General features: G+C 52.0%; 16 protein-coding genes. 5 read left to right on the forward strand and 11 right to left on the reverse strand.

Going from position 1 to position 21,341, the window contains the following annotated elements:
* The first annotated feature begins 5 nt into the window (after positions 1 to 5).
* From CRO74_RS10095 to CRO74_RS10105, 3 genes are read left to right on the forward strand one after another with little or no spacing between them, the layout of a single operon-like run.
* The gene (locus tag CRO74_RS10095) at positions 6 to 2,057 is read left to right on the forward strand and encodes a glycoside hydrolase family 2 protein (protein WP_097125813.1); all 2,052 of its coding nucleotides are present in this window, start codon (positions 6 to 8) and stop codon (positions 2,055 to 2,057) included.
* Complete coding sequence (locus CRO74_RS10100; protein ID WP_097125814.1) at positions 2,035 to 4,329, forward strand: FAD-dependent oxidoreductase; 2,295 nt, start codon at positions 2,035 to 2,037, stop codon at positions 4,327 to 4,329. The genes CRO74_RS10095 and CRO74_RS10100 overlap by 23 nt, the downstream gene beginning before the upstream one ends.
* A gap of 25 nt (positions 4,330 to 4,354) precedes the next feature.
* Entirely contained in the window at positions 4,355 to 6,295 is a 1,941-nt protein-coding gene (locus tag CRO74_RS10105; protein WP_097125815.1) for an early set domain-containing protein, read from the forward strand.
* A 473-nt stretch (positions 6,296 to 6,768) separates the two neighbouring features.
* Here the strand turns inward: CRO74_RS10105 and CRO74_RS10110 are convergent, their stop codons facing one another.
* From CRO74_RS10110 to CRO74_RS10135, 6 genes are all read right to left on the reverse strand, one after another.
* Positions 6,769 to 7,407 (reverse strand): ribonuclease H1 domain-containing protein, encoded by a 639-nt coding sequence (locus tag CRO74_RS10110; protein WP_097125816.1) that lies wholly within the window; start codon positions 7,405 to 7,407, stop codon positions 6,769 to 6,771.
* Positions 7,408 to 7,529: 122 nt separating this feature from the next.
* A complete protein-coding gene (locus tag CRO74_RS10115; RefSeq protein ID WP_097125817.1) occupies positions 7,530 to 8,498 on the reverse strand; it encodes an MBL fold metallo-hydrolase in 969 nt (322 codons plus the stop codon).
* A gap of 75 nt (positions 8,499 to 8,573) precedes the next feature.
* Positions 8,574 to 9,836 (reverse strand): peptidase T, encoded by a 1,263-nt coding sequence (pepT, locus tag CRO74_RS10120; protein ID WP_097125818.1) that lies wholly within the window; start codon positions 9,834 to 9,836, stop codon positions 8,574 to 8,576.
* A 52-nt stretch (positions 9,837 to 9,888) separates the two neighbouring features.
* A complete protein-coding gene (locus CRO74_RS10125) occupies positions 9,889 to 10,362 on the reverse strand; it encodes a pyrophosphohydrolase domain-containing protein (RefSeq protein WP_097125819.1) in 474 nt (157 codons plus the stop codon).
* A 99-nt stretch (positions 10,363 to 10,461) separates the two neighbouring features.
* On the reverse strand, positions 10,462 to 11,025 hold the full coding sequence (locus tag CRO74_RS10130; protein ID WP_097125820.1) for a hypothetical protein: 564 nt from the start codon (positions 11,023 to 11,025) through the stop codon (positions 10,462 to 10,464).
* A gap of 86 nt (positions 11,026 to 11,111) precedes the next feature.
* Positions 11,112 to 12,158, reverse strand: coding sequence for a cytochrome-c peroxidase (locus CRO74_RS10135; RefSeq protein ID WP_179830158.1), 1,047 nt, complete (start codon positions 12,156 to 12,158; stop codon positions 11,112 to 11,114).
* Positions 12,159 to 12,380: 222 nt separating this feature from the next.
* On the opposite strand from CRO74_RS10135, the gene CRO74_RS10140 reads away from it, so the two are divergent.
* Complete coding sequence (locus tag CRO74_RS10140) at positions 12,381 to 13,286, forward strand: hypothetical protein (protein ID WP_097125822.1); 906 nt, start codon at positions 12,381 to 12,383, stop codon at positions 13,284 to 13,286.
* A 26-nt stretch (positions 13,287 to 13,312) separates the two neighbouring features.
* On the opposite strand, the gene CRO74_RS10145 is transcribed toward CRO74_RS10140, so the two are convergent.
* Both CRO74_RS10145 and CRO74_RS10150 read right to left on the reverse strand, forming a co-directional pair.
* Positions 13,313 to 14,494: a M28 family metallopeptidase gene (locus tag CRO74_RS10145; RefSeq protein ID WP_097125823.1), complete on the reverse strand. Its 1,182-nt coding sequence runs from the start codon at positions 14,492 to 14,494 to the stop codon at positions 13,313 to 13,315.
* 110 nt (positions 14,495 to 14,604) lie between these two features.
* Positions 14,605 to 16,794, reverse strand: coding sequence for a glutamine synthetase III family protein (locus tag CRO74_RS10150; protein ID WP_097125824.1), 2,190 nt, complete (start codon positions 16,792 to 16,794; stop codon positions 14,605 to 14,607).
* A 301-nt stretch (positions 16,795 to 17,095) separates the two neighbouring features.
* On the opposite strand from CRO74_RS10150, the gene CRO74_RS10155 reads away from it, so the two are divergent.
* Positions 17,096 to 18,226 (forward strand): ATP-binding protein, encoded by a 1,131-nt coding sequence (locus tag CRO74_RS10155; RefSeq protein ID WP_097125825.1) that lies wholly within the window; start codon positions 17,096 to 17,098, stop codon positions 18,224 to 18,226.
* Positions 18,227 to 18,292: 66 nt separating this feature from the next.
* On the opposite strand, the gene CRO74_RS10160 is transcribed toward CRO74_RS10155, so the two are convergent.
* The 3 genes from CRO74_RS10160 to CRO74_RS10170 form a co-directional block, all read right to left on the reverse strand.
* Positions 18,293 to 19,327: a glutamine synthetase beta-grasp domain-containing protein gene (locus tag CRO74_RS10160; protein ID WP_097125826.1), complete on the reverse strand. Its 1,035-nt coding sequence runs from the start codon at positions 19,325 to 19,327 to the stop codon at positions 18,293 to 18,295.
* A 332-nt stretch (positions 19,328 to 19,659) separates the two neighbouring features.
* Positions 19,660 to 20,235: a MarC family protein gene (locus CRO74_RS10165; protein ID WP_097125827.1), complete on the reverse strand. Its 576-nt coding sequence runs from the start codon at positions 20,233 to 20,235 to the stop codon at positions 19,660 to 19,662.
* 72 nt (positions 20,236 to 20,307) lie between these two features.
* On the reverse strand, positions 20,308 to 21,318 hold the full coding sequence (locus CRO74_RS10170) for an aminotransferase class V-fold PLP-dependent enzyme (protein WP_097125828.1): 1,011 nt from the start codon (positions 21,316 to 21,318) through the stop codon (positions 20,308 to 20,310).
* Between the last annotated feature and the right edge of the window lie 23 nt (positions 21,319 to 21,341).

Below are 21,341 nucleotides of genomic sequence, written 5' to 3' on the forward strand. Positions count from 1 at the left end.
CACTTATGCATCAACGACTTCTTCTTGTACTGCTCACGCTCTGTACACTCCCCGGCTTTGCCCAATACACCATCCGCGACCCGAACGCTATTCCGTTGCATGGCGAGTGGCGGTTTACCCTCGACCCCGTCGACGCGGGCCAGCGGGGCAACTGGTACCGTGACGATGCGTCCCTCAATCGGTGGGAAAAGGTTACGGTACCGCACTGTTTCTCGGTCGATCCCCGCTTTCAGTTTTACACCGGAACGGCCTGGTACCGCCGGACATTCCCCTTTCAACCCACCACTGGCAAACGCGTTATTCTTCATTTCGACGCGGCTTACTACGAAACGTCGGTCTGGATAAACAACCGGAAAGTCGGGACGCATGAAGGTGGCTACACGCCGTTTCACTTTGACATTACTGACTTCCTTCAACCGGAATCGGCCAATGGCGCGTTGAACACCATCGCTATTTCGGTTAACAACAATACCTGGAAAACAACGACCATACCGGGTGCTAAGGACAATAACCTGCCCGAATCGTTTCCGGGCTGGCTCAACTACGGGGGCCTGATCCGGCCCGTTTACCTGACCGTTGAGCCGGAGGTATACGTAGAGAACATGAAGGTAGAAGCCATGCCCGATCTAACGAAAGGCACCGCAACCCTGACGCTAAAAACACGCATTCGGAATGCAGGAAAGCAGGCCATTACGCCAAAACTGGCCTTCCGGGTAGAGCAGAATGGCAAACCCATTGGCTTGACCTGGAAGCAGTCGACGGGTTCTGTTGCCGCTGGCCAAACGGTTGTGCTGGAAGCGGAAACAATCCTCAAGCCCGCCGATGTGAAGCTCTGGAGCATCGACCAGCCTACCTTGTACGACCTTCAGGTAATTGCCGCCACCGACACCGTTCGGACACATTTCGGGATTCGGAAAGTAGAAGTTCGCAACGCCCAACTGCTGCTGAACGGGCAACCGATTAAGGTAGCGGGTGGCAATCGTGTTGTTGACCACGCAGGACTGGGCTCACTGGAACCCGACTGGCTGGTGGAGAAAGACATGCGCCTGATGAAAGAAGCGGGCATGGAGCTGCATCGGCTCACCCACTACACGCCGTCCGAAACCGTATACGACTGGGCCGACCGCAACGGGATGCTGATTATCAGCGAAGCGGGCAACTGGCAGCTTACGCCCCGGCAAATGGACAACGACACCATGCGCACCAAATTCCGGCAGCAGTTTCGCGAGATGGCCGAGCGCGACTGGAATCATCCCAGCGTGATTGCCTACAGCGTGGGCAACGAATACCTGTCCGAGCAACCAGCGGGCCAGCGATGGACCAAAGATATGATTGCCTACGCTCGCGAACTCGACCCTACCCGTCTGTACACCTTCGCATCCATGCGATTAAATGCCCTGCCCAAAAAACCGGAAGATGAAGCCAGCCAGTACTGCGACTTCATCTCGACCAACACCTATGGCAACCACGCCAATATCCTGAAACACATTCACTCGCTCTACCCCGACAAGCCGATTTTCGTGAGTGAATACGGCACGCGGGCCGATGGAAGAGAGGGCGAAGCCGGTCAGGTAACGCACATCGAGAAATTCCTGGCCGACATTCGACCGCTGCCCTATGTGGTGGGTGCGTCGTGGTGGTCGTTCAACGATTACCTGAGTCGGCACGACGGCACCAACCCGGACGGCACCCGCCCGTGGGGGCTGGTTCGGGGTGACCGCTCGAAACGGTTGCTTTACAAGGCACACCAGACCGGCATGGCACCTGTTACCGTTGAAAAAGTGAGCTGGACAAAAGGCACTGAGGGCGTCCATACCGTCACCCTCCGGGTTACCGCCCGTGCCGACTTCCCTGCCTACGCCCTTAAAAAGTACCATCTGAAAGTGGATAAGACGCTGCTGTCTATTCCCGATTTACAGCCGGGTCAACAGGCCAACTTCACGTTCCCGGTACGTGGTTTCGACAAGACCCTGACGGTAGAGGTCATCAAACCAACCGGCTTTTCAATTCTTACCCAAACGATTGATCCAACGAATGATACGCGAGCAAGCAACTGATAAACGAACACTTAAAAGTATTCGCCACGAAGCCGATCTGCTGGTTGTTGGCGGGGGGCTATCCGGCGTCTGCTGTGCGCTGACAGCGGCCCGGGCGGGCACTCGGGTGCTGCTGGTGCAGGACCGGCCGGTGCTGGGCGGCAACTCCTCCAGCGAAGTGCGGCTCTGGGTGCTGGGTGCCACCTCCCACATGGGCAACAACAACCGCTGGGCCCGAGAAGGGGGTGCCATCGACGAAATCCTGCTCGAAAATCTGTACCGCAACCCCGAAGGCAACGCCCTCATTTACGATACCATTCTGCTCGAAAAAGTCGTTTCCGAACCCAATATTACCCTGCTGCTGAACACGGCCGTTTATTCGGTAGAGATGGACTCGGACAGCGGGGCAGAAACCAGTAACCGCATCAAATCGGTGAGCGCTTTCTGCTCGCAAAACAGTACGACCTATGAATTGACCGCCCCCCTTTTCTGCGATGCCTCCGGCGATGGCATCATGGCTTTTCAGGCGGGTGCGGCTTTCCGAATGGGGGCCGAATCGAGGGAAGAGTTCGGCGAGAAATTCGCCCCCTCCGCTGATTACGGCGAATTGCTGGGCCACTCCATGTATTTCTACTCGAAAGATACTGGGAAGCCGGTTCGGTTTGTGCCACCCGCCTATGCCTTGCAGGACATCACCAAAATACCCCGTTTTCGCTCGTTCAACGTCAACGACTACGGATGTCGGCTGTGGTGGATCGAATATGGCGGACGCTTGGACACCGTTCATGATACCGAAACCATCAAGTGGGAACTCTGGAAAGTGGTTTATGGCGTCTGGAACCACATCAAAAATTCGGGGCAGTTTCCCGAGGCCCAAAACCTGACCCTCGAATGGGTCGGGCAGATTCCCGGTAAACGCGAGAGCCGCCGGTTTGAGGGCGATTACATGCTGACCCAGGCTGATATTGTAGAGCAGCGCACCCACGCCGACGCGGTGGCGTATGGCGGCTGGTCGATTGATCTGCACCCGGCCGATGGGGTGTTCAGCGAAAAGCCGGGCTGCAATCAGTGGCACAGCAAAGGCATTTACCAGATTCCGTACCGGTGCCTGTACAGCCGAAATGTCGGGAACCTCTTTCTGGCGGGTCGCATCATCAGCGCGTCGCACGTGGCTTTTGGCTCGTCGCGGGTGATGGGCACGAGCGCCTACGTGGGGCAGGCCGTGGGCATGGCCGCAGCCGTTTGTACCCGGCAGCAGGTACGTCCGGCAGACCTCACCGGCGAGAAGCTAAAAACGCTGCAAACGGAATTGATGAAGACAGGCCACCACATTCCCGGCCTTCGGTTACACGACGAACAGAATCTGGTTCACCAGGGTCGCCTGTCAGCATCCAGCAAACTGACGCTAAGCGAATTACCGCCCGATGGCCCACTCATTCCCCTGCGTCATTCGGCGGCACAAATGCTGCCGCTTACACCCGGACCTGTTCCTGAACTGACGTTTTGGGCCACGGCCACTCACGACACCAGCCTTACCGTTGAACTCCGTCGAAGCAGCCGCCCCGAGAATCACACGCCCGATATAACGCTGGAAACCAAACAAATTGCCCTGCATAGCGGTCAACAGTCCGTCAGTCTGCATTTCGATGCGTTAATGACCGACACGACTTATGCCTTTATCTGTTTTGGGGAAAATGAAGCTGTTTCCGTGCAGGGAAGCCAGTTGCGCGTAACAGGACTGTTATCCGTGTTCAACAAAACCAACCCGGCGGTATCGAACTACGGCAGGCAGGAACCTACCAACGATATTGGTGTCGATGCATTTGAATTCTGGACACCCGAACGCCGTCCGGATGGGCATAATATTGCCCTCCTGATCGAGCCGGCACTACGCCCGTTTGCGGTAGAAAATATCCGTAACGGCATTCAGCGGCCTACCCATCAGCCGAATGCGTGGGTAGCTGACCCTTGGGATACGAATCCGACCCTTACCATACAGTGGGATAGTCTCAAACTGATTCGGGAAGTCGTGTTGCACTTTGATGCCGATTTCGACCACCCGCTGGAGTCGGTGCTGATGACCCACCCCGAAACAGCGATGCCGTTCTGTGTCCGGGACTTTGTCCTGTGCAACGACCGCAACGAGCGCATTTACGAGCAGACGGGCAACTACCTCAGCCAGCAGATTATCCGGTTTAACAAACCGGTGGAGACCAGAAGCCTGAGCCTACACCTCAGCGCCATGAATGGACTGGCCCCCGCTTCGTTGCTGGAAATCCGGTGCTATGAATGAGCCGCTCGATAGACCCCTCTCCCCTATGATAAACATCAGAACAACGTTGCTGCTCCTCTGCTTTTTCCTGGGCCACAGGTCGATGGCTCAGACTAATCCGCTGGCGGTGCCGCTGGTCAATCAGGCGGGTTATAACCGAGGGGAAGCCAAACGGTTTGTCTGCTACGAAGCCCCCGATGGCAGCCCGTTCCAGCTCATCCGGCAATCGGATAAAGCCATTGTCTTTAACGGGAAAATTATGAACCGCGCGGGCGACTTTTCCAGTTTCAACCCCAAAGACGCCCGCGTAGAGTACGTAGTAACCCTAAAAGGCCGGAAACCGAGTGTGCCGTTTCGTATTGCCGACCACCTGATCGAAGGGATTTCCTCGAAACTGGCCTATGATTTTTTTGTGGATGTTCGCGGCTCCGAAGACCCGGTACATTCGAACGAAGCAAAGGTATACGGTGGTGGACCCTCCCGCGATCAGGGCTCATATGGACTGGAAACAACCTTCGAAACGCTCTTCTACGCATCTAACCCGGCGCTGTTCGAGCGCTGGACAACGGAACTCGGCGACAAAAAAACCGCCGACCTGATCGACCTTATTCTCTGGCATGGCGAGTTTGCTTACCATCATGTGGACTACAACGGCCCGGTAGCCAATCGGCACGGCACCCTCGGCTACGAAGGTCAGCCCCGGATGAACTACGACTACTGGAACACGCTCGACCAACTGGCGGCCGTATGTGCAGGCTACCACAGTTTTCTAAAACCCTACCTACCCCGGCAAACCTACCTGAACTACCGCAACGAGTGCCGGAAACGCTGGCAGGCCTACGACCGGCATAAAGTCGTTCGGCACTGGACACAAAGTACGAAATGGGTGGATGAAGGCTTTCAGGAGTTCAACGAAATGGGTAACGCCTTCGGGCAGTCGGTGTTCAGCAACCTGTTCATGTACCTTGCTGAGAAAGAAGACGCCGACGGCCAGCCCGACCAGTACCTCCGCTGGGCGCAGGAAAGCGCCGAAGACATCATCAAAAACTGGGATTTTAACAATCCCCGTCACATGTGGTGGATTCGGAACGCCGAGCACATTACCCCGCAGGCACTGGCGTTCTTTCTACTCGTTGCGCCCGACAAAGCTCCCGAAGGTACCCGCGAAAAACTCATGGCCTGGCGCGACCATATGAAGCAGAAAACCGCCAATTTCTGGCAGTACCGGGTTCACAGCGAAACCGAATGGGCACATCCCCGCACCAAAGAGTTGGGCGGTGCTCCGGCCCTGGGTGGTTCGATGTTTGCCGTGGCGCATCTGCTGGGCGACCGCGAGTTACGCAACATTGGCTGGTCGCAGGTGAACTTTGTATTTGGCCTCAATCCCATCGGGGCACACCTGAGCAACAAAAGTCCGGAACGGCTGGCTATCAATGGCTACTGGGCAGGGGTCGAAAATGGCTGGCCCAGGGCGCACCCTAATGGTTACGGCATGCTCGGCAAGGTGCGCGGCACACTCGACGGTACACCACTCGATGCCCAGTTTCCCCGGCCAGGCAAGTTGATGACAGCGAACGAATCGACGGCCGGACAAGGCGACCACATTGGTCAGAATGCCTATGCTACCGAAGGCTGGGCAATCTCGAATCGAGGCTGGATGGCCACCCTCACGTTTGCCCCTTTGGGTACGCAGAAAATCCGGGTACTGGATGCCGCCGGGAAGAAGCCGTTACGCAACGGGAAAGCCGGGCAGTCCGTCACTCTCGAACTAACCGCAGCCCTGAATCAGGACCCTGCCAAAGCCGAAGCAGGCTGGGTATTGGTGAGCCTCGATGGTAACGCTCCCTTTCAGGTACCCGTTCAGGAAACCGCCCCCGATTCGGGTGTTTTCACGGCGCGTTACAAGCTCCCAGCTGGTTCAAAGCAGGCTACGGTGTCCTATGGGTATTGGGGGTTGGGTGTAAACGACACCATTCAAATCCGTTAAGTAACGTGAATAACGGATTAACGTGACTAAATTTCAGGCCTTTAAGTGCTGTAGGCACGAGATGTTTGCAGCAACATGAGTCATCCCGAATTTTAGTCTGGGCTGCTGAATATACCTTGCGTTATGGATTTAGCTAGTGGCTCGGCATAGTCTGTGACTATGTCCGGGTGTTATCCGGTCTCTGACCGGCGTAGATGACCAACCTGATACACCGGTCAGAGACCGGATAACACCCGGACATAGTCACAGACTATGCCCAACGACCACCGCATGCCCACCTTTACTAGTCTCCGATGAGGCTGACGACTTAACTCAAAATTCGGGATGACTCATGGTTGCTACAAACATCCAACGGCAACGGCCGACCGTCGCTACGCGGCCCTTATTCACGTTAACCAGGAAAATTAAACTACTGAGTCCAATACCAATCGGATAATCGTGCAAATCGGTCAAATCTTGTTAAAATTCCGGTCCTACTTTCGCCCAAAATCGGCCGGATTCTCGCCCCAGACGGTGGTCTCCCACTTCAAAACGGGATTGGCGAAACGGTGCGTTTTGAGCCAGGTTTCGGCTCGCTCCAGCAGTTCGAAGAGTTCGGCGTTACGGGAGGTTTCCTCGAGTTTGGTATTGGCTTTTTTCTTCGTTACCCAGCCAATAGCCGTTCGCGAATCGGAATAAACGGGGATGTTGCTATTCTTTTGATGCAGCAACGCCAACGCATGAACAATGGCCAGAAACTCGCCGATGTTATTTGTCCCATCTGCGTAAGGACCCATTAAGAAAAGCTTCTGCTTTGTTGCCAGATAAATCCCCTGGTATTCCATATCACCGGTAGCCGTGTTCCAGGCGGCATCGACCACCAGGCTATCCTGAATCGGTAAGCCCACCAATTCGGTTAATTTCCCCTGCTTACCCGTTACTTTTGGTGCCTGCCCGATGTGGACATGTGGCTTTTCCTTAAACGCTTTCAGGGCAGCGGGTTTGCTATCGAACGACTTAAACAGGGGTTTGGCAAATCCGTCTGTCTGGGTTTTGGCTTCGTCCCAGCTGTCGTAAACTCCCGGCTTACGGCCCTGCCAGACAACATAAAATTTAGGCTTTTTCTGAGCCATAGACTATTCTTTTTCTCAAAAGTAAGTACACAATGACGTTTGATACATAGCCTGAAGAGCAAAAAGGATTTAAAAACAAAAAGCCCTGCATCAGCAAGGCTTTTTGTTTCGTGTACTTTCGGTTAGTCGTTCTGTTTCACCACTGACCAAATCGCATAGCCAATCACGCCGGTCAAAATTCCCAGACCGATTGCCCGGGCTACGTGGAAGGAGGTTGGTGCGGGCATATCCACAATGCCATTTTCATCGGTAATGGCCGCCTGCTTCACGTACCGACCTTCTGACGGAATGGAACGGGCTTCGAATTCGTGCGCCAGCTTATTCAGGCCCATACTCAAATCGAGTCCCCGCACCGATACACCATGACCCGTGCCAGCAGCTGCCGGATTCAGGTTGTTCAACTTCTGTACCGACTGTTTGGCCGCTTGCCAGTCGCAGGTGAAATAGGCCGGTGGACCATGAAACTCCTCGCGTTGGGTAGCTACCGCCGTAATGGCGTTCTGGTTTGTCGTCACAAAGGCATCGCCCGCAATGAGCGTTCGGTCTTTGTCCCGAAACAGGGAAATGTGGCCCGGTGCGTGTCCCGGCGTGTGGATCGCCCGCCAATCGGGTAGTTCAGGAATCTTCCCATCGTCGGGAAGTGCTTTGATCTGGTCACCAAAATCCATTGGCCCAATGGGAAACACCCACGACATATACGACATGCCACCCCCGCCAATGGCAGGATCTGGTGGCGGATAGCTCGATTTACCCTGTAAAAACGGCAATTCAAGTTTGTGGGCGTAGACGGGCACATCCCAGTCTTTGAGCAGCGCTTTTAATGAGCCGACATGGTCGGCATGGCCGTGCGTCAGGATAATGGCATCTGGCTTGGTACCGGGGCCGAATAACTCTTCTGCCCGCTTTTTTATCTGGCTGGCGTAGCCCATAAAACCTGCATCCACCAACACCCAATGGTTGCCGTGGCCGGGCGTACCGATAAAAAATACATTGACGAACAGTGTTTTAATGCCCGCTACATCGGCAGTAACATCATAGGGCGTTTTACCGCCGGTATCCACCGGCGCATCCAGTTCAAGTTGAGTTTCCATGTGCGTTGAGTTTAATTCCCCTTTAACCCACGGAATCAATGGATTGTTTCTTGATATGTTGGAATGAAAACAGCCTTAGCTCCGCTCTTCCCACACCTGGGCCACGTTGACTATCACCTCAACGGCTTTCTGCATATCCTGCACCGACACCCATTCCTGTCGTGAGTGGAAGGCGTGTTCACCAGCAAAAATGTTCGGGCAGGGCAAGCCCATAAACGACAGTCTCGACCCATCTGTACCACCCCGAATACTGCGTCGTCGGGCCGAAAGCCCCGCCCGTCGAATGGCTTCCAGTGCATTGTCGACTACCGCCGGGTGCTGGTCCAGCACGTCTTTCATGTTGCGGTACTGCTCTTTCACGACAAACTGCGCCGACGAGCCGGGGTAACTGGCCAGCACATCATTCAACTGATTTTGCAGGTAGGTTTCTTTTTCATGCAAACCCACTTCGGTAAAATCGCGGATGATAAACTCCAGAACGGCGTTGTCCTGATTGCCTTCCAGGCGGGTGGGATGCACGAATCCTTCTTTTTCGTCCGTCGTTTCGGGCGACAGCGCATCTTTGGGTAAAACAGCCAGCACATCGGCGGCAATCTTCAGTGCGTTTTCGAGTTTGCCTTTGGCAAAGCCAGGGTGTGTGCTGACGCCCTGAATGGTGATCTTTACGGCATCGGCAGAGAAGGTTTCATCTTCCAGCGTACCCAGCGATTCTCCGTCGATGGTGTAGCCAAAATCGGCCCCGAGCTTTTGAATATCCACCTTTTCGGTACCGCGCCCTACTTCTTCATCGGGCGTAAACAGCAACCGGATACGGCCGTGTTTTATGTCCGGATGTGCAACTAAATATTCAGTAGCGGCCATAATTTCGGCTAGTCCGGCTTTATTATCCGCCCCCAGCAGGGTTGTACCACTGGCGGTAATGATGTCGTTGCCAACCTGACTGGTCAGATCAGGATGATCGGCTACGCGGATAATCTGGGTTGTGTCATCCGGCAGGATAATGTCATTGCCATTCCATTGCCGGTGAATGATGGGTTTTACCCCGGCACCGGTCACGTCGGGCGATGTGTCGACGTGCGAGCAGAAGCAAATTGTGGGTATGTTCGGCTTGTCTGAATTGGCCGGAATGGTGGCGTATACATAGCCCCACTCATCCATTTCGGCATCGGTGATGCCCATATCGAGCAGTTCGTGCACCAATACACGGCTGAGGTCTTTTTGCTTTTCGGTACTCGGATTCGTCGCCGACTGCGGGTCCGACTGGGTGTCTATCCGGACGTAGCGCAAAAAACGCTCGACCACACTGGGTTGACGTTCAGAAAGTTGATGATTCTCCATTCAATTCTTTTTGTATTTCGGTTACGGGTTGGCGTTGTGTACTGCAAATCGCTTACTGAACGTTCTGGAGTATTCCCTCCAGATCGGCGGGGGAGTAATTTACACTTTTGAGCGTTTTACGGTCGGCGTCGCGATACACCAGGTATTTACCATCCGATTCGATGTAGTGGCAGGGCACCCCTTTGGCCTGATACTGGGCTACGGTGGCCTCCGCTTCCTCAACGGTCAGGCAGGCTTTGCTCATATTCGACCGTTGTACCTCGTCGAACAGGGCTTTGAACGAATCGCCAAGCCCGAATTCAAGCACCGCGCCCGACAGCACATACTGTAAATCGCAAAGGGCATCGGCAACGGCTACAATGTCGCCCTCGGCGATGGCCTCACGAAGTTCATCCAGTTCTTCGGCAAGCAACGAAACCCGCAGTTGACTACGCGCTTCGGATGGAATCTGGGGAGCGTCTAAAATAGGAGCATGAAAGGTACGGTGGAACTCCGCAACCTGGTTAAGTGAGTCCGGCTGTTGCATAATTTGGTGGTTAGGAGTTAAGCATGTAGCGTGTATAGTAAAGAATACAGGAACGTCCTTCTATTCTTTACTATACACGCTACATGCTTAACGAATACGTTATTCTTCGTCTTCGGCGCTGGAAAACGAATAAAGGGTGGTATCTAATGAAAGGGTGTTTGCCTGAAAATGGGCGATAAAGTCTTCGATCACCTCGTCCGTTATTTCTTCAACGTTCAGGCATACGTCGAGCGCAATGCCATAATCGGAATCCATGTCGACTTCAACGTGTTCCTGCACCTTAACCGTCTCTGTTTCTTCGATTTCTTCGATAATCTCGGTCAGAGCCGTTTCGGCCTCTTCTTCCAGTTCGGGCGTAATTTTATAATTGGGTTTACGCTCTTCGGGCGGCACGTAGGTTGGGAAGGTTTTCTGTACTTCCTCAACGGCCATTTCATAGACCAAGCTGCTATGGTGAAGCCGTAGCGTGTAGACCAGTGTATCGAAAATAACCTCCTGGCCCTGGTATTTTCCGGGAAACTGAATGTGGCGGCATTCGCCTTCTTCCAGTACGTCCAGATCGTCATCTTCTACATAGATAAACGACTTGCCTTCCTGGAGGCACTCTTCTTTGAGCGCGCTGATTTCCTCAGGGTCGAACCCTTCATTCTTATAATTTGCCATGGGACAAAGCTACTATTTCTAAATCAGAAACCATATCAGCATACCGTTGATCAGCGACTATCCGAGCACACGGACAGCCTGAGGTATTACCGGAAGGGATCGGCGTACTTAGGGTCCTGGGTGATGGCGGTATCGGTCAGCGTGTTCAGGAAGGCGATCATGGCCGCCACATCCTGGGGAGGGACGCCATGCGCAGGGACGGGCTGTGGGCCGGTGAACATGGCATTTAAGTCGGTTATTGTTCCTGCGTGAAATAGAAACTTTCGGGTAGCGATGTTCCGCAATGACCCGCTTTTAAAGCGATTTTGTCCATTGATGCCCGATTCCAGTGGAAAAGCAAAGCCTCCGGCGGGTGTCGACGTAATAAACATGGGGGGCGTGTGGCAGCCCGCGCAGGAAATACCCCCTCCTCCCGGACCCGCATTGGGCGCGGTCAGGAAAATCTGCTCTCCACGCGCTTCAGCGGCCGTGAAAGTTTCCAAACCCTGTTTTACCTTGTCGTATTTCGATTGATAGGAAACAATGGACCGCTCAAACTGCGCCAGTGCTTTGGCAATCCGTACCGAGTCAATTACCGGGCTACCAAACGCCTTTTGAAATAAATCCGGATAGTAGGTGAGTGACTTGACCCGGCTTTCGAGCTCGGTCAGCGTCAGGCCCATTTCCAGCGAATTCTGAATGGGCTGAAGGGCTTGCTTCTCAACGGTAGGCACGCGTTCATCCCAGAACATTCGCCCCGATTTGTAAAAACGTAAATTCAGCAGTGACATTGAGTTACGCGTTGTTCGGGCGTTGGCAAACCCTTTACTCAAGGCAACGTCATCATCAAAAGCACTGGCTTGCTTGTGACAGCTACCGCAGCTAACTGTCCGATTCAGCGACAGGTTTTTATCATAAAAAAGCACCCGTCCCAAAGTAGCGCCATCATTCGTTATGGGGTTATTGGCCGGACTGTTGTCCGTAGCCACCAGCGCCTGTTGAATGTGCGCTGGCAGTTCAACCAGGTAATTGTACGAGGCCAGTTCGGGCCGGGCAGAACCAGCGGCCACGGCTGCCTCTACAGACTCACTTGGTTGAGTACAACCTTGCAGGGTCAGTACGGATATGGCGAGAATGAATAGTAGCTTTTTCATATAAGATGGGTTTATATCCTTAAACGACATTCGTTTGAAAACCCTACGGCTAACTATCCTTTATTCAGCAATTTATTTAGTTAATCATTCAACCGAGTCTATTTGTAGGTGTAGTCTGCTGCCCTATACAAATGAATTTCAGGGTGCAGCAACATCGGCCGTATCATCTGCGTATCTGTCCGTATAACTTTGTCTAGTTTTCCGTCAAACCATTCACTACCAATGAAACACATCTCGCTTCTTTCTTTTCTGGTCGCCTTATCGGTGTCGGCGCAGGCTCAGGAGGTTGTGATCGATACAAATTACTACGCCCCACCGCCCGTTGTGCGTCGGCGGGTACTGATGGCAGACGCCGACCAGAACACATCGAATGCCGGTCGGCGGGCTGATAAACGGCGCGAATTACTCAAACAGCTCGATGAGGTCCAAACCTGGTATGTCGGGGCCGAGGGTGGCTGGCGCACTGATGGTAGTATCCTCAGCAACTCCCTCGACCAGTTAGTGACCACGCCTACGCAGACGAAAGTGAACTGGGGCGTTTACCTTGGGTACACCTACCGAAACGCGTGGACTTTGGAAACCGGCTACATGCAGTCGCCAACACACCTGAATATCCGGATTGCAAACGGCTCGAACCCACTGGTTTTCAACTATCAAAATACCGGATTTGGCATTCCGTTCCGGATAAAACGGCGTATCGGCCTAGGGTCCCGGGCAGCTAATGGCACTGGTTTCTGGCTTACCGGAGGAGCCTGGCTTGTTCCCAACGGCAGCGGCCAGATGGGCGAGTTCAGCCTGATCGGGTACACGTACCGGGGACGCAACCGATCGGATACGATCCGACTGACCAACACCACAACCGTGTCGAAGAGTATTACAGGGCTTGCAGAATTGGGGGTTGAGTATGCAGCCCGGTTATCTCCGCAACTCGAACTTGGGTTCTATATGCGTAAGTACTGGGGATTGGGCAATGCGCTCCGCTCCGACCTGGCGTATACCGTCAATAAAACGTCCTTACAGACTGCAACAGTCGTTGCCAATGGCACTGGCTGGGGCTTTGGTGCTTCGTTACGGTATATTTATGGGCGACAGTATGAAATGAAGAAATCAGCAAAATCGATCAACTGATTTTGCTGATTTCAATAACCAACCGTTCAGTTTTGGCCATCCTGCGCCCATTCCCGGACAACGGCTTCGGCCAGCTCGATAGCGGTGTAAACAGGGGTCAAGTCCACATTGATCAGTGTATCGCTCGGTTGGTGAATACGGGGCATTTGGCCGCTTTCATCCAAGGCGCAGAGTGCCAGCACGGGAATTTTGTTTCGGACAAACCAGACACTATCGAAGTCGGCGGTATGCCACTCCCCTACCTGCGCCCGATCCCGGAAAGCTTCGGTTTTAAGTAGCTGACGGGCTATTCGGGTGGGCGCATTATCATACCGGATCAGTTCGGCGGTGCCGGTTTGTTCTACAACGGTGAGCTTACCCGCACCGAGGGTATCGAAGTTTATGGCGATTGTCTGCGACCGGTTCCACTTTTTCCGGTGTGCTTCCACATACTGATAAGCGCCGATCATACCTACTTCTTCGGCACTGGTCAAGACGACCTCAATACTCATATCGGGCAAATTAGCCTGTCGGAGTTGATCGGCGGTAGCGAGAGCGGCAGCAACGCCCGTTGCGTTATCGCTGGCCCCGTTCGAATAGCCTTTGAGCCAATAGCCCAGGGTGCTCATTATCGCCTGAACGACAAAGTAGGCCATCAGAGCATACCGCAGGTACGAAATATAAGACCGCCCAATTCCCGCAACTTCCAGCAACGAAGTAACTCCGGCCAGCAGCATGAGCCATAACGATACAATAAGTGATAATCGGAAGCCAGCCTGTTTTTTGGGGCTATAGAGCCTGGATATCGGCGCGGTATCGTAATGCGCCATTAGAATAATCTTCCGGGCTGTTGCCCCCGCAGCGGGCCAGCGACCGATTACGTTATAGGCCGTATGCTGCACCGGGAACCGGGTGATGAACGAATACCGCCAGTTGAAGTAGAGCCAGCCCAGCCAGATAAAATACCAGACTAACCCGATAGCTACCCCCGTTACCGGAATCAACGCCAGCCCGGTCAACAAGCCCCCAGTAAGCCAATAAACAATGGTAGCATACGTTTTGGGGGTATCAAATGGCTCTTTTCGAACCACAGCACCCATATCGGAAAGGTAGCCCTGCAATAACTCAGCGGCTTTGCCTTCATTAGCGGTGGCGGCTCCCCGGTGGGGAAAAGCCGTAAGTTCTTCTAGTATTGTCTGAACCGACGGACGGCCCTGCGGAATTTCCATTAAGTAATTGATTTTACGGGAAAGGTGATTCAACCTTTTATAAACACGGGGTTACGAGCTATGCCTGAAGATATAGCCCATAACCCCGTGTTCTCTTAAAAAGTCCTGATTTACTTCACAAAGAGCAATTCCCGGTACTTCACCAATGGCCAGTCTTCATCATCGACCACTTCTTCGAGTTTGTCCACTTCATAGCGGATCGGATCGAAGTGGTTCTTTACTTCAGTAGCGTATAGTTTGGCGCGTTCGCGGGTATCGGTCACATTGTTGGCTTTCTTGCGCGACTCGATCATGGCTTCTACCCCTTTTTTGATGACAATGACGCGGGTCGAAATTTCGCGCAGGATATCCTTGATCGGTTCGGCTTCGGCCGTCATGCCCAACTCCACCAGATTGCGGGCCGTTTCGGCCAGCTTGTTCTGGTATTTCAGAGCGGTCGATACCACGTGATTCATGGCCAGATCGCCCATCACGCGCGACTCGATCTGCACATTTTTGATGTACTTCTCCAGTTCAATTTCGTAGCGTGACTCCACTTCGGCATGGTTCATGACGCCCGTCCGTTCGAACAGAGCCAATGATTCGGGCTGTACAAACACGCCCAACGCTTCCGGCGACGACTTGATGTTCGACAGTCCCCGGTTGGCGGCTTCTTCCACCCACTCATCAGAATATCCGTTTCCTTCGAAGAGAATTCTTTTTGAGTTGGCGTAGTAGTCTTTCAGGATGTCGACAATCGCGAGTTCTTTCTTTTCGCCCCGTGCCAGACGGGCATCGAGATCAAATTTGAATTTATGTAGCTGATCGGCCACAATCGCATTCAAAACCGTCATGGTCGACGCCGAGTTCGCCGAACTCCCTACGGCCCGGAACTCAAATTTATTACCAGTAAAGGCAAATGGCGATGTTCGGTTACGGTCGGTATTGTCGCGCATCAGGCTTGGGATCCGGTTCAGGCCCAGTTTGTAATACACATTATCGCCCTTGTTGACCGTTACTTCCGACTTCGTTTCCAGATCATTCAGGGTCTGGGTCAGTGCTTCGCCCAGGAATACGGACACGATGGCGGGCGGTGCTTCATTTGCCCCAAGGCGGTGCTCATTCCCGGCCGAGGCAATACTGGCCCGCAGTAAATCGGCATTGTCGTGAACAGCCTTGACAACATTGACCAGGAACGTCAAAAACCGCAGACTTTCTTTTGGCTTGGTGCTGGGAGCCAGCAGATTCACGCCCGTATTGGTTCCCATCGACCAGTTGTTGTGCTTACCGGAGCCGTTGACACCGGCGAATGGTTTTTCGTGAAAAAGCACTTTCAGGTTATGCTTCTCGGAAATTTTTTCCATCAAATCCATCAGCAGCGCGTTGTGGTCGACGGCCAGGTTGACCTCCTCAAACGTTGGTGCTACTTCAAACTGACCCGGAGCCACTTCGTTATGCCGGGTTCGGACGGGCATACCGAGTTTCATGGATTCGAACTCAAAGTCGACCATAAACGCATTGACACGTGGAGGAATCGACCCAAAGTAATGGTCTTCCAGTTGTTGCCCACGGGCGGGTGCGTGCCCGAATACGGTACGACCCGCCAACACTAAATCAGGCCGGGCATAGAACAACGCCCGGTCAACGACGAAATACTCCTGCTCAGGTCCGAGTGTTGGAGTTACTTTGGTAATGTTCCGGTCGAAATACTGACAAACGGCCGTGGCGGCTTTGTCCAGCGCATTCAGGGCTTTGAGCAGTGGCGTTTTGTAATCCAGTGCTTCGCCGGTATAGGAGATAAAGACGGAGGGAATGCACAGGGTTTTGCCCCCGGCCCCATTGTCCATCAAAAAAGCGGGCGACGACGGGTCCCAGCCGGTATACCCGCGCGCTTCGAAGGTATTACGAAGACCGCCGTTCGGGAACGACGACGCATCGGGCTCCTGCTGCACGAGGGCACTTCCTTTAAATTTCTCAACAGCTTTCCCCTCTACTGTGATATCAAAGAAGGCATCGTGTTTTTCGGCAGTTTCGCCGGTCAACGGCTGAAACCAGTGGGTATAGTGTGTAGCGCCTTTCGACGTGGCCCAAGATTTCATGGCGCCCGCCACTTCATCGGCGATGTTCCGGTCGATCTGACCATTGGTATTAATCGCTTCCGTAACTTTCAGATACGCTTCGGGCGACAGCAAGGCCCGCATCACTTCACTGTTGAAGGTGTAACTACCAAAAAAATCGCCGACGCGCTCAGTTGGTGCGGCTACCGGTACGGCGTGGCGAGTTTGAGCAACCTCAAGGGCTTTGAAACGAAAATTAGACATTGAAAAGGCGTTTCGATTTAGGTTTTAAAATTTAACCAAACATACACGCCTTATGAACAGATTACAATGGGAGGAACAAAAAAGCCCGGCCATACTGGTAGCCGGGCTGATATATATAGGTTCTGATAAAGCTGTTTCCAGCACTTCAATCTAACGGTATTGATCATCATAGCCTATAAATGCTGAAAGTAATAATTAAGCTGATCTCAATAAATATACTGATAACAAGAAATAGCTGGTATATTAGCTGTATTAGCGCTAATACAGCTAATATACCAGCTATATTAACCTTAAGAGCAATATGATTCCTCGTCTATTAGCAGATAGCCTTCGTCAACGCATTATTGACTCTAATAAAATTGTAATTTTGTATGGCCCTCGTCAGGTTGGCAAGACTACATTAATCCGAGAGTTGATTAACGAATTGCCTTACAAATCATTACAGGTTAGTGCTGACGAACTGCTGTATCAAACCGTTTTATCAGCGCGGGATTTAACCCGGATGAAGCTTCTGGTAGAAGGCTACGAACTACTTTTTATAGATGAGGCCCAACGTATTCCGGATATTGGTATAAACCTCAAGATTTTACACGATGGGCTCCCTAAGCTGAAGATTGTAGCAACAGGCTCCTCTTCTTTTGAATTGGCAAACCGAACCAAAGAAGCGTTAACAGGACGGACTTGGACGTACGAACTTTTCCCGATTTCGCTGGGCGAACTGCACCTTCAGCAAAATGCATTCTCGTTAACGCAGCGCCTTGACGAACTACTTCGTTTTGGGTCTTATCCCGATACGCTTCAATTGCCCAACGCAACAGACAAGGTACGATACCTACGCGAGCTATCGTCTGCCTATTTATACAAAGACATTCTGGAAATGGCCGCTATACGTCATGCGGATAAGCTTCGAAAACTTTTGCAACTCTTGTCCTTTCAGGTTGGCTCCGAAGTATCATTGAGCGAACTGGGAACCACGCTTGGTATGAGTAAAGACACAGTAAACACCTACATCGACCTCTTGGAAAAGGCATTTGTTGTGTTCCGTTTGTCTGGTTTTAGCCGCAATCTTAGAAAAGAAGTCAGCAAAATGGACAAGATTTATTTCTATGACCTCGGCATCCGCAATGTGCTCATTGACAACTTCCAACCGCTCGATCTTCGAACAGATGTTGGAGCCTTATGGGAAAACTTTCTGGTAATTGAGCGTCGTAAGCGAAACGCGTACCAAGGGAATTTTGTCAATACTTATTTCTGGCGAACCTACACGGGGGCCGAACTCGATTATATTGAGGAAAGTAATGGACAATTAGCTGGTGTTGAGTTTAAATTTTCGCGTAAACCATCCAAAGCACCAGCCTCCTGGACGGAGCATTACCCCGGCTCTACATTTCAGGTTATCAACCAGGATAACTACCTCTCTTTTCTATTGTGAACGAATTCATTAACAAAAAAGCCCGGCCACTTTCGTAGCCGGGCTTAGAATATGTAATTGATCTGACTAAACTGTTTCCAGAACGTCAGCAGATTTAACGGTTTTGATGATCACAGCGGCTACTTTGTAGGGATCAGCCGCCGAGTTTGGCCGGCGATCTTCCAACCAGCCTTTCCAGCCGCGCTCCACCGTTGCGATGGGGATACGGATCGAAGCACCGCGGTCGGAGATACCGTACGAGAACTGATCGATCGACTGGGTTTCGTGCTTACCCGTCAGGCGAAGTTCGTTGTCAGCACCGTACACGGCGATGTGCGCTTTGATGACATCGGCAGGTGAGAAAGACAAGCAAATTTTGTCGTATACTTCTTTGCTTCCCGATGTACGCAGGGCGGTGTTCGAGAAGTTAGCGTGCATACCCGAACCATTCCAGTCGGTAGCACCCAGTGGCTTACAATGCCAGTTGATCGAAACAGCGTATTTCTCACCGATACGCTCCAGCAGATAACGGGCTACCCAGATCTGGTCGCCAGCATCTTTAGCCCCTTTGGCAAAGATCTGGAACTCCCACTGGCCCGTAGCTACCTCAGCATTGATACCTTCAACATTTAAACCAGCCTCAAGACATACATCAAGGTGTTCTTCAACGATGTTCCGGCCATAGGCATTCTGAGCACCTACCGAGCAGTAATAAGGACCTTGTGGACGAGTTGGAAAGCCTTCAGCCGGGAAACCAAGTGGCTTGTCAATGGCCATATCCCACAGGAAGTACTCCTGCTCAAAGCCAAACCAGAAATCGTTATCATCATCCTCGATCGTAGCCCGGCCATTCGTTACGTGTGGCGTACCATCTGCATTGAGGACTTCACACATAACTAGATAACCGTTCTTACGCTGTGGATCAGGGCAGATGAAAACCGGCTTCAGCAAACAGTCGGACGAACCGCCCTCGGCCTGCTCGGTCGATGAACCATCGAACGACCACATAGGGCAATCTTCGAGACTACCCGAGAAATCAGCCTCAATTTTAGTTTTGGAACGTAAGCTTTGGGTGGGCTTGTAGCCGTCGAGCCAAATGTATTCTAACTTAGCCTTTGCCATGATGTACAAGTGGATTAATTGAATAGGGTTGTTCTCACAATACTTTCAGCAAATATAGTACGCCTTTACAATAAAATATAAATGCCGTTAGTGCCTTTTACCGTATTTCTTACTGATTTTATGGAATTATTATAATTAAAGTTTGTTCTGTACAGTATTTTACAACATTTGGCCTCATTTTTTATAAGTTTATCAGATAAAGCAGCTACCAAAAAAAATGCACCTATAAACTTGAAGTTGCTTCAAATTCATAGGTGCTAACTAAAAAAATGGTACTATTCCTAACTTTTAGCCTTTTCAGAAACTTCCGGAATAACTGGGTCTGGTAGCTGTTATAATCCCGGTATCAGATTAGTTTTGAAGAGTTTGATGGCGATGGCCAGCAAAATAATTCCGAATATTTTACGCAATACCTCCAGTCCGCCCGTCCCAAGTCGGGTTTCGAGCCAGCCCGATGATTTAAGTACCACGTAAATCAGAACGAGGTTGAGCACGATCCCGATCACAATGTTCAGCGTCTGGTACTCGGCCCGCAGTGAAATAATTGTCGTTAACGTACCGGCCCCGGCAATCAGTGGAAAGGCAATCGGCACAATGTGTGTAGCCCCGCCCGAACTCATTTCCGATTTGAAGATGGTTCGCCCCAGAATCATTTCCAGTCCGATCAGAAAAATGATCAGCGCCCCTGCCACAGCGAATGACTGAACATCGACCCCAAACAATTTGAGAATCTTCTCCCCAACAAACAGAAAGGAGATCATTAACACACCCGATGCGAATGTGGCCCGCTCGGACTCTATTTTACCGGCTTTTTTACGCAGATCAATAATTACCGGCAACGACCCAACGACGTCGATAACGGAAAAGAGAATGAGCGTAACCGAAACGATTTCTTTAAGACTCAACATGACAAGGCACAAACAGGCTTCGGCTGTTATCTAATTAGCTGATACTTATGAATAGCCAGAGCCTATTCATGCTTAGTATGACCGAAGAAATTGCGTTAAGGTTCCAATCTCTTCGTCCGTAATAGCGGGGAAGTTAGCAATTCGGAAAGTTGTGTTTTTCCAGTCGCCATAGCCGTTACCCAACGTAATACCTTCTTGCTGAGCAGCTTTTTTTAGTTTATTCACTTCCTGCTCGTTACCCTGCACTGCAATAACGGTATCAGACCGGGTCGTGGGGTCGTTGATCAGAACGCGAAACGGCGAATTCATCATTTCCTGTTCAAAGAAGGCATACCAGTCAGTAGCCCGCTTTTTTGTCAGAGCATCCACCGTGCCGATAGGCGGCACTTGTTGCAACACCCGCATCAGCAGGTAAATACCTAAACCATTGGGCGTATAAGGCGTTTGAAATTTCGAGAAATTCTCATGAATAAACAGGAGACTATTATAGTGAGCGTTCTCTCCTATTTCTTCGGCCCGTTTCAGTGCGGCTGGTGAGTAAATAAGCACCGCCAGACCCGCCGGAAGGCCGAAACACTTCTGAACGGATGCAAACCAGACGTCGGCCAGCGACCAGTCGAATTGGATACCCGCCATCGACGAAACGGCATCGACGGCAATCAGCGCCGAAAAATCCCGCCGAAATTGAGCCAGTGTTTCCATACTAACCTGCGTACCGTTAGAGGTCTCATTCTGTACAAGACACAGTACATCGGCATCGCTCAGGCTGACCGGGGGTTTGATTTTATACGCGTATTCAGCCCATTTTTTACCAAAGGCGCCGTTGTAGGGGTGCAAACTGGATACAGCGGTTAGCGACTGGGCCACAATTTCCCAGCACTCTGTGGCCGATGATACCAGAGCAATGTGGTAGTCGGCCGGGATATCAAGTTTGTCGTGAAGCAGCCGAACCGTCTCTTTCACAATATCCATAAACCCGGCACTTCGGTGGTTCAGGCTTACAATGCCCTCACGTATAGCTTCGGCCGCATAGTCGGCTACCTGCGGATAAACTTTCGACGGACCGGGGTAGAAGGTGATCATGTTTTAGTATTAGGAGTGAGGAG

Source organism: Spirosoma fluviale, from assembly GCF_900230225.1.
In the GTDB taxonomy this organism is placed as follows: Bacteria; Bacteroidota; Bacteroidia; order Cytophagales; family Spirosomataceae; genus Spirosoma; species Spirosoma fluviale.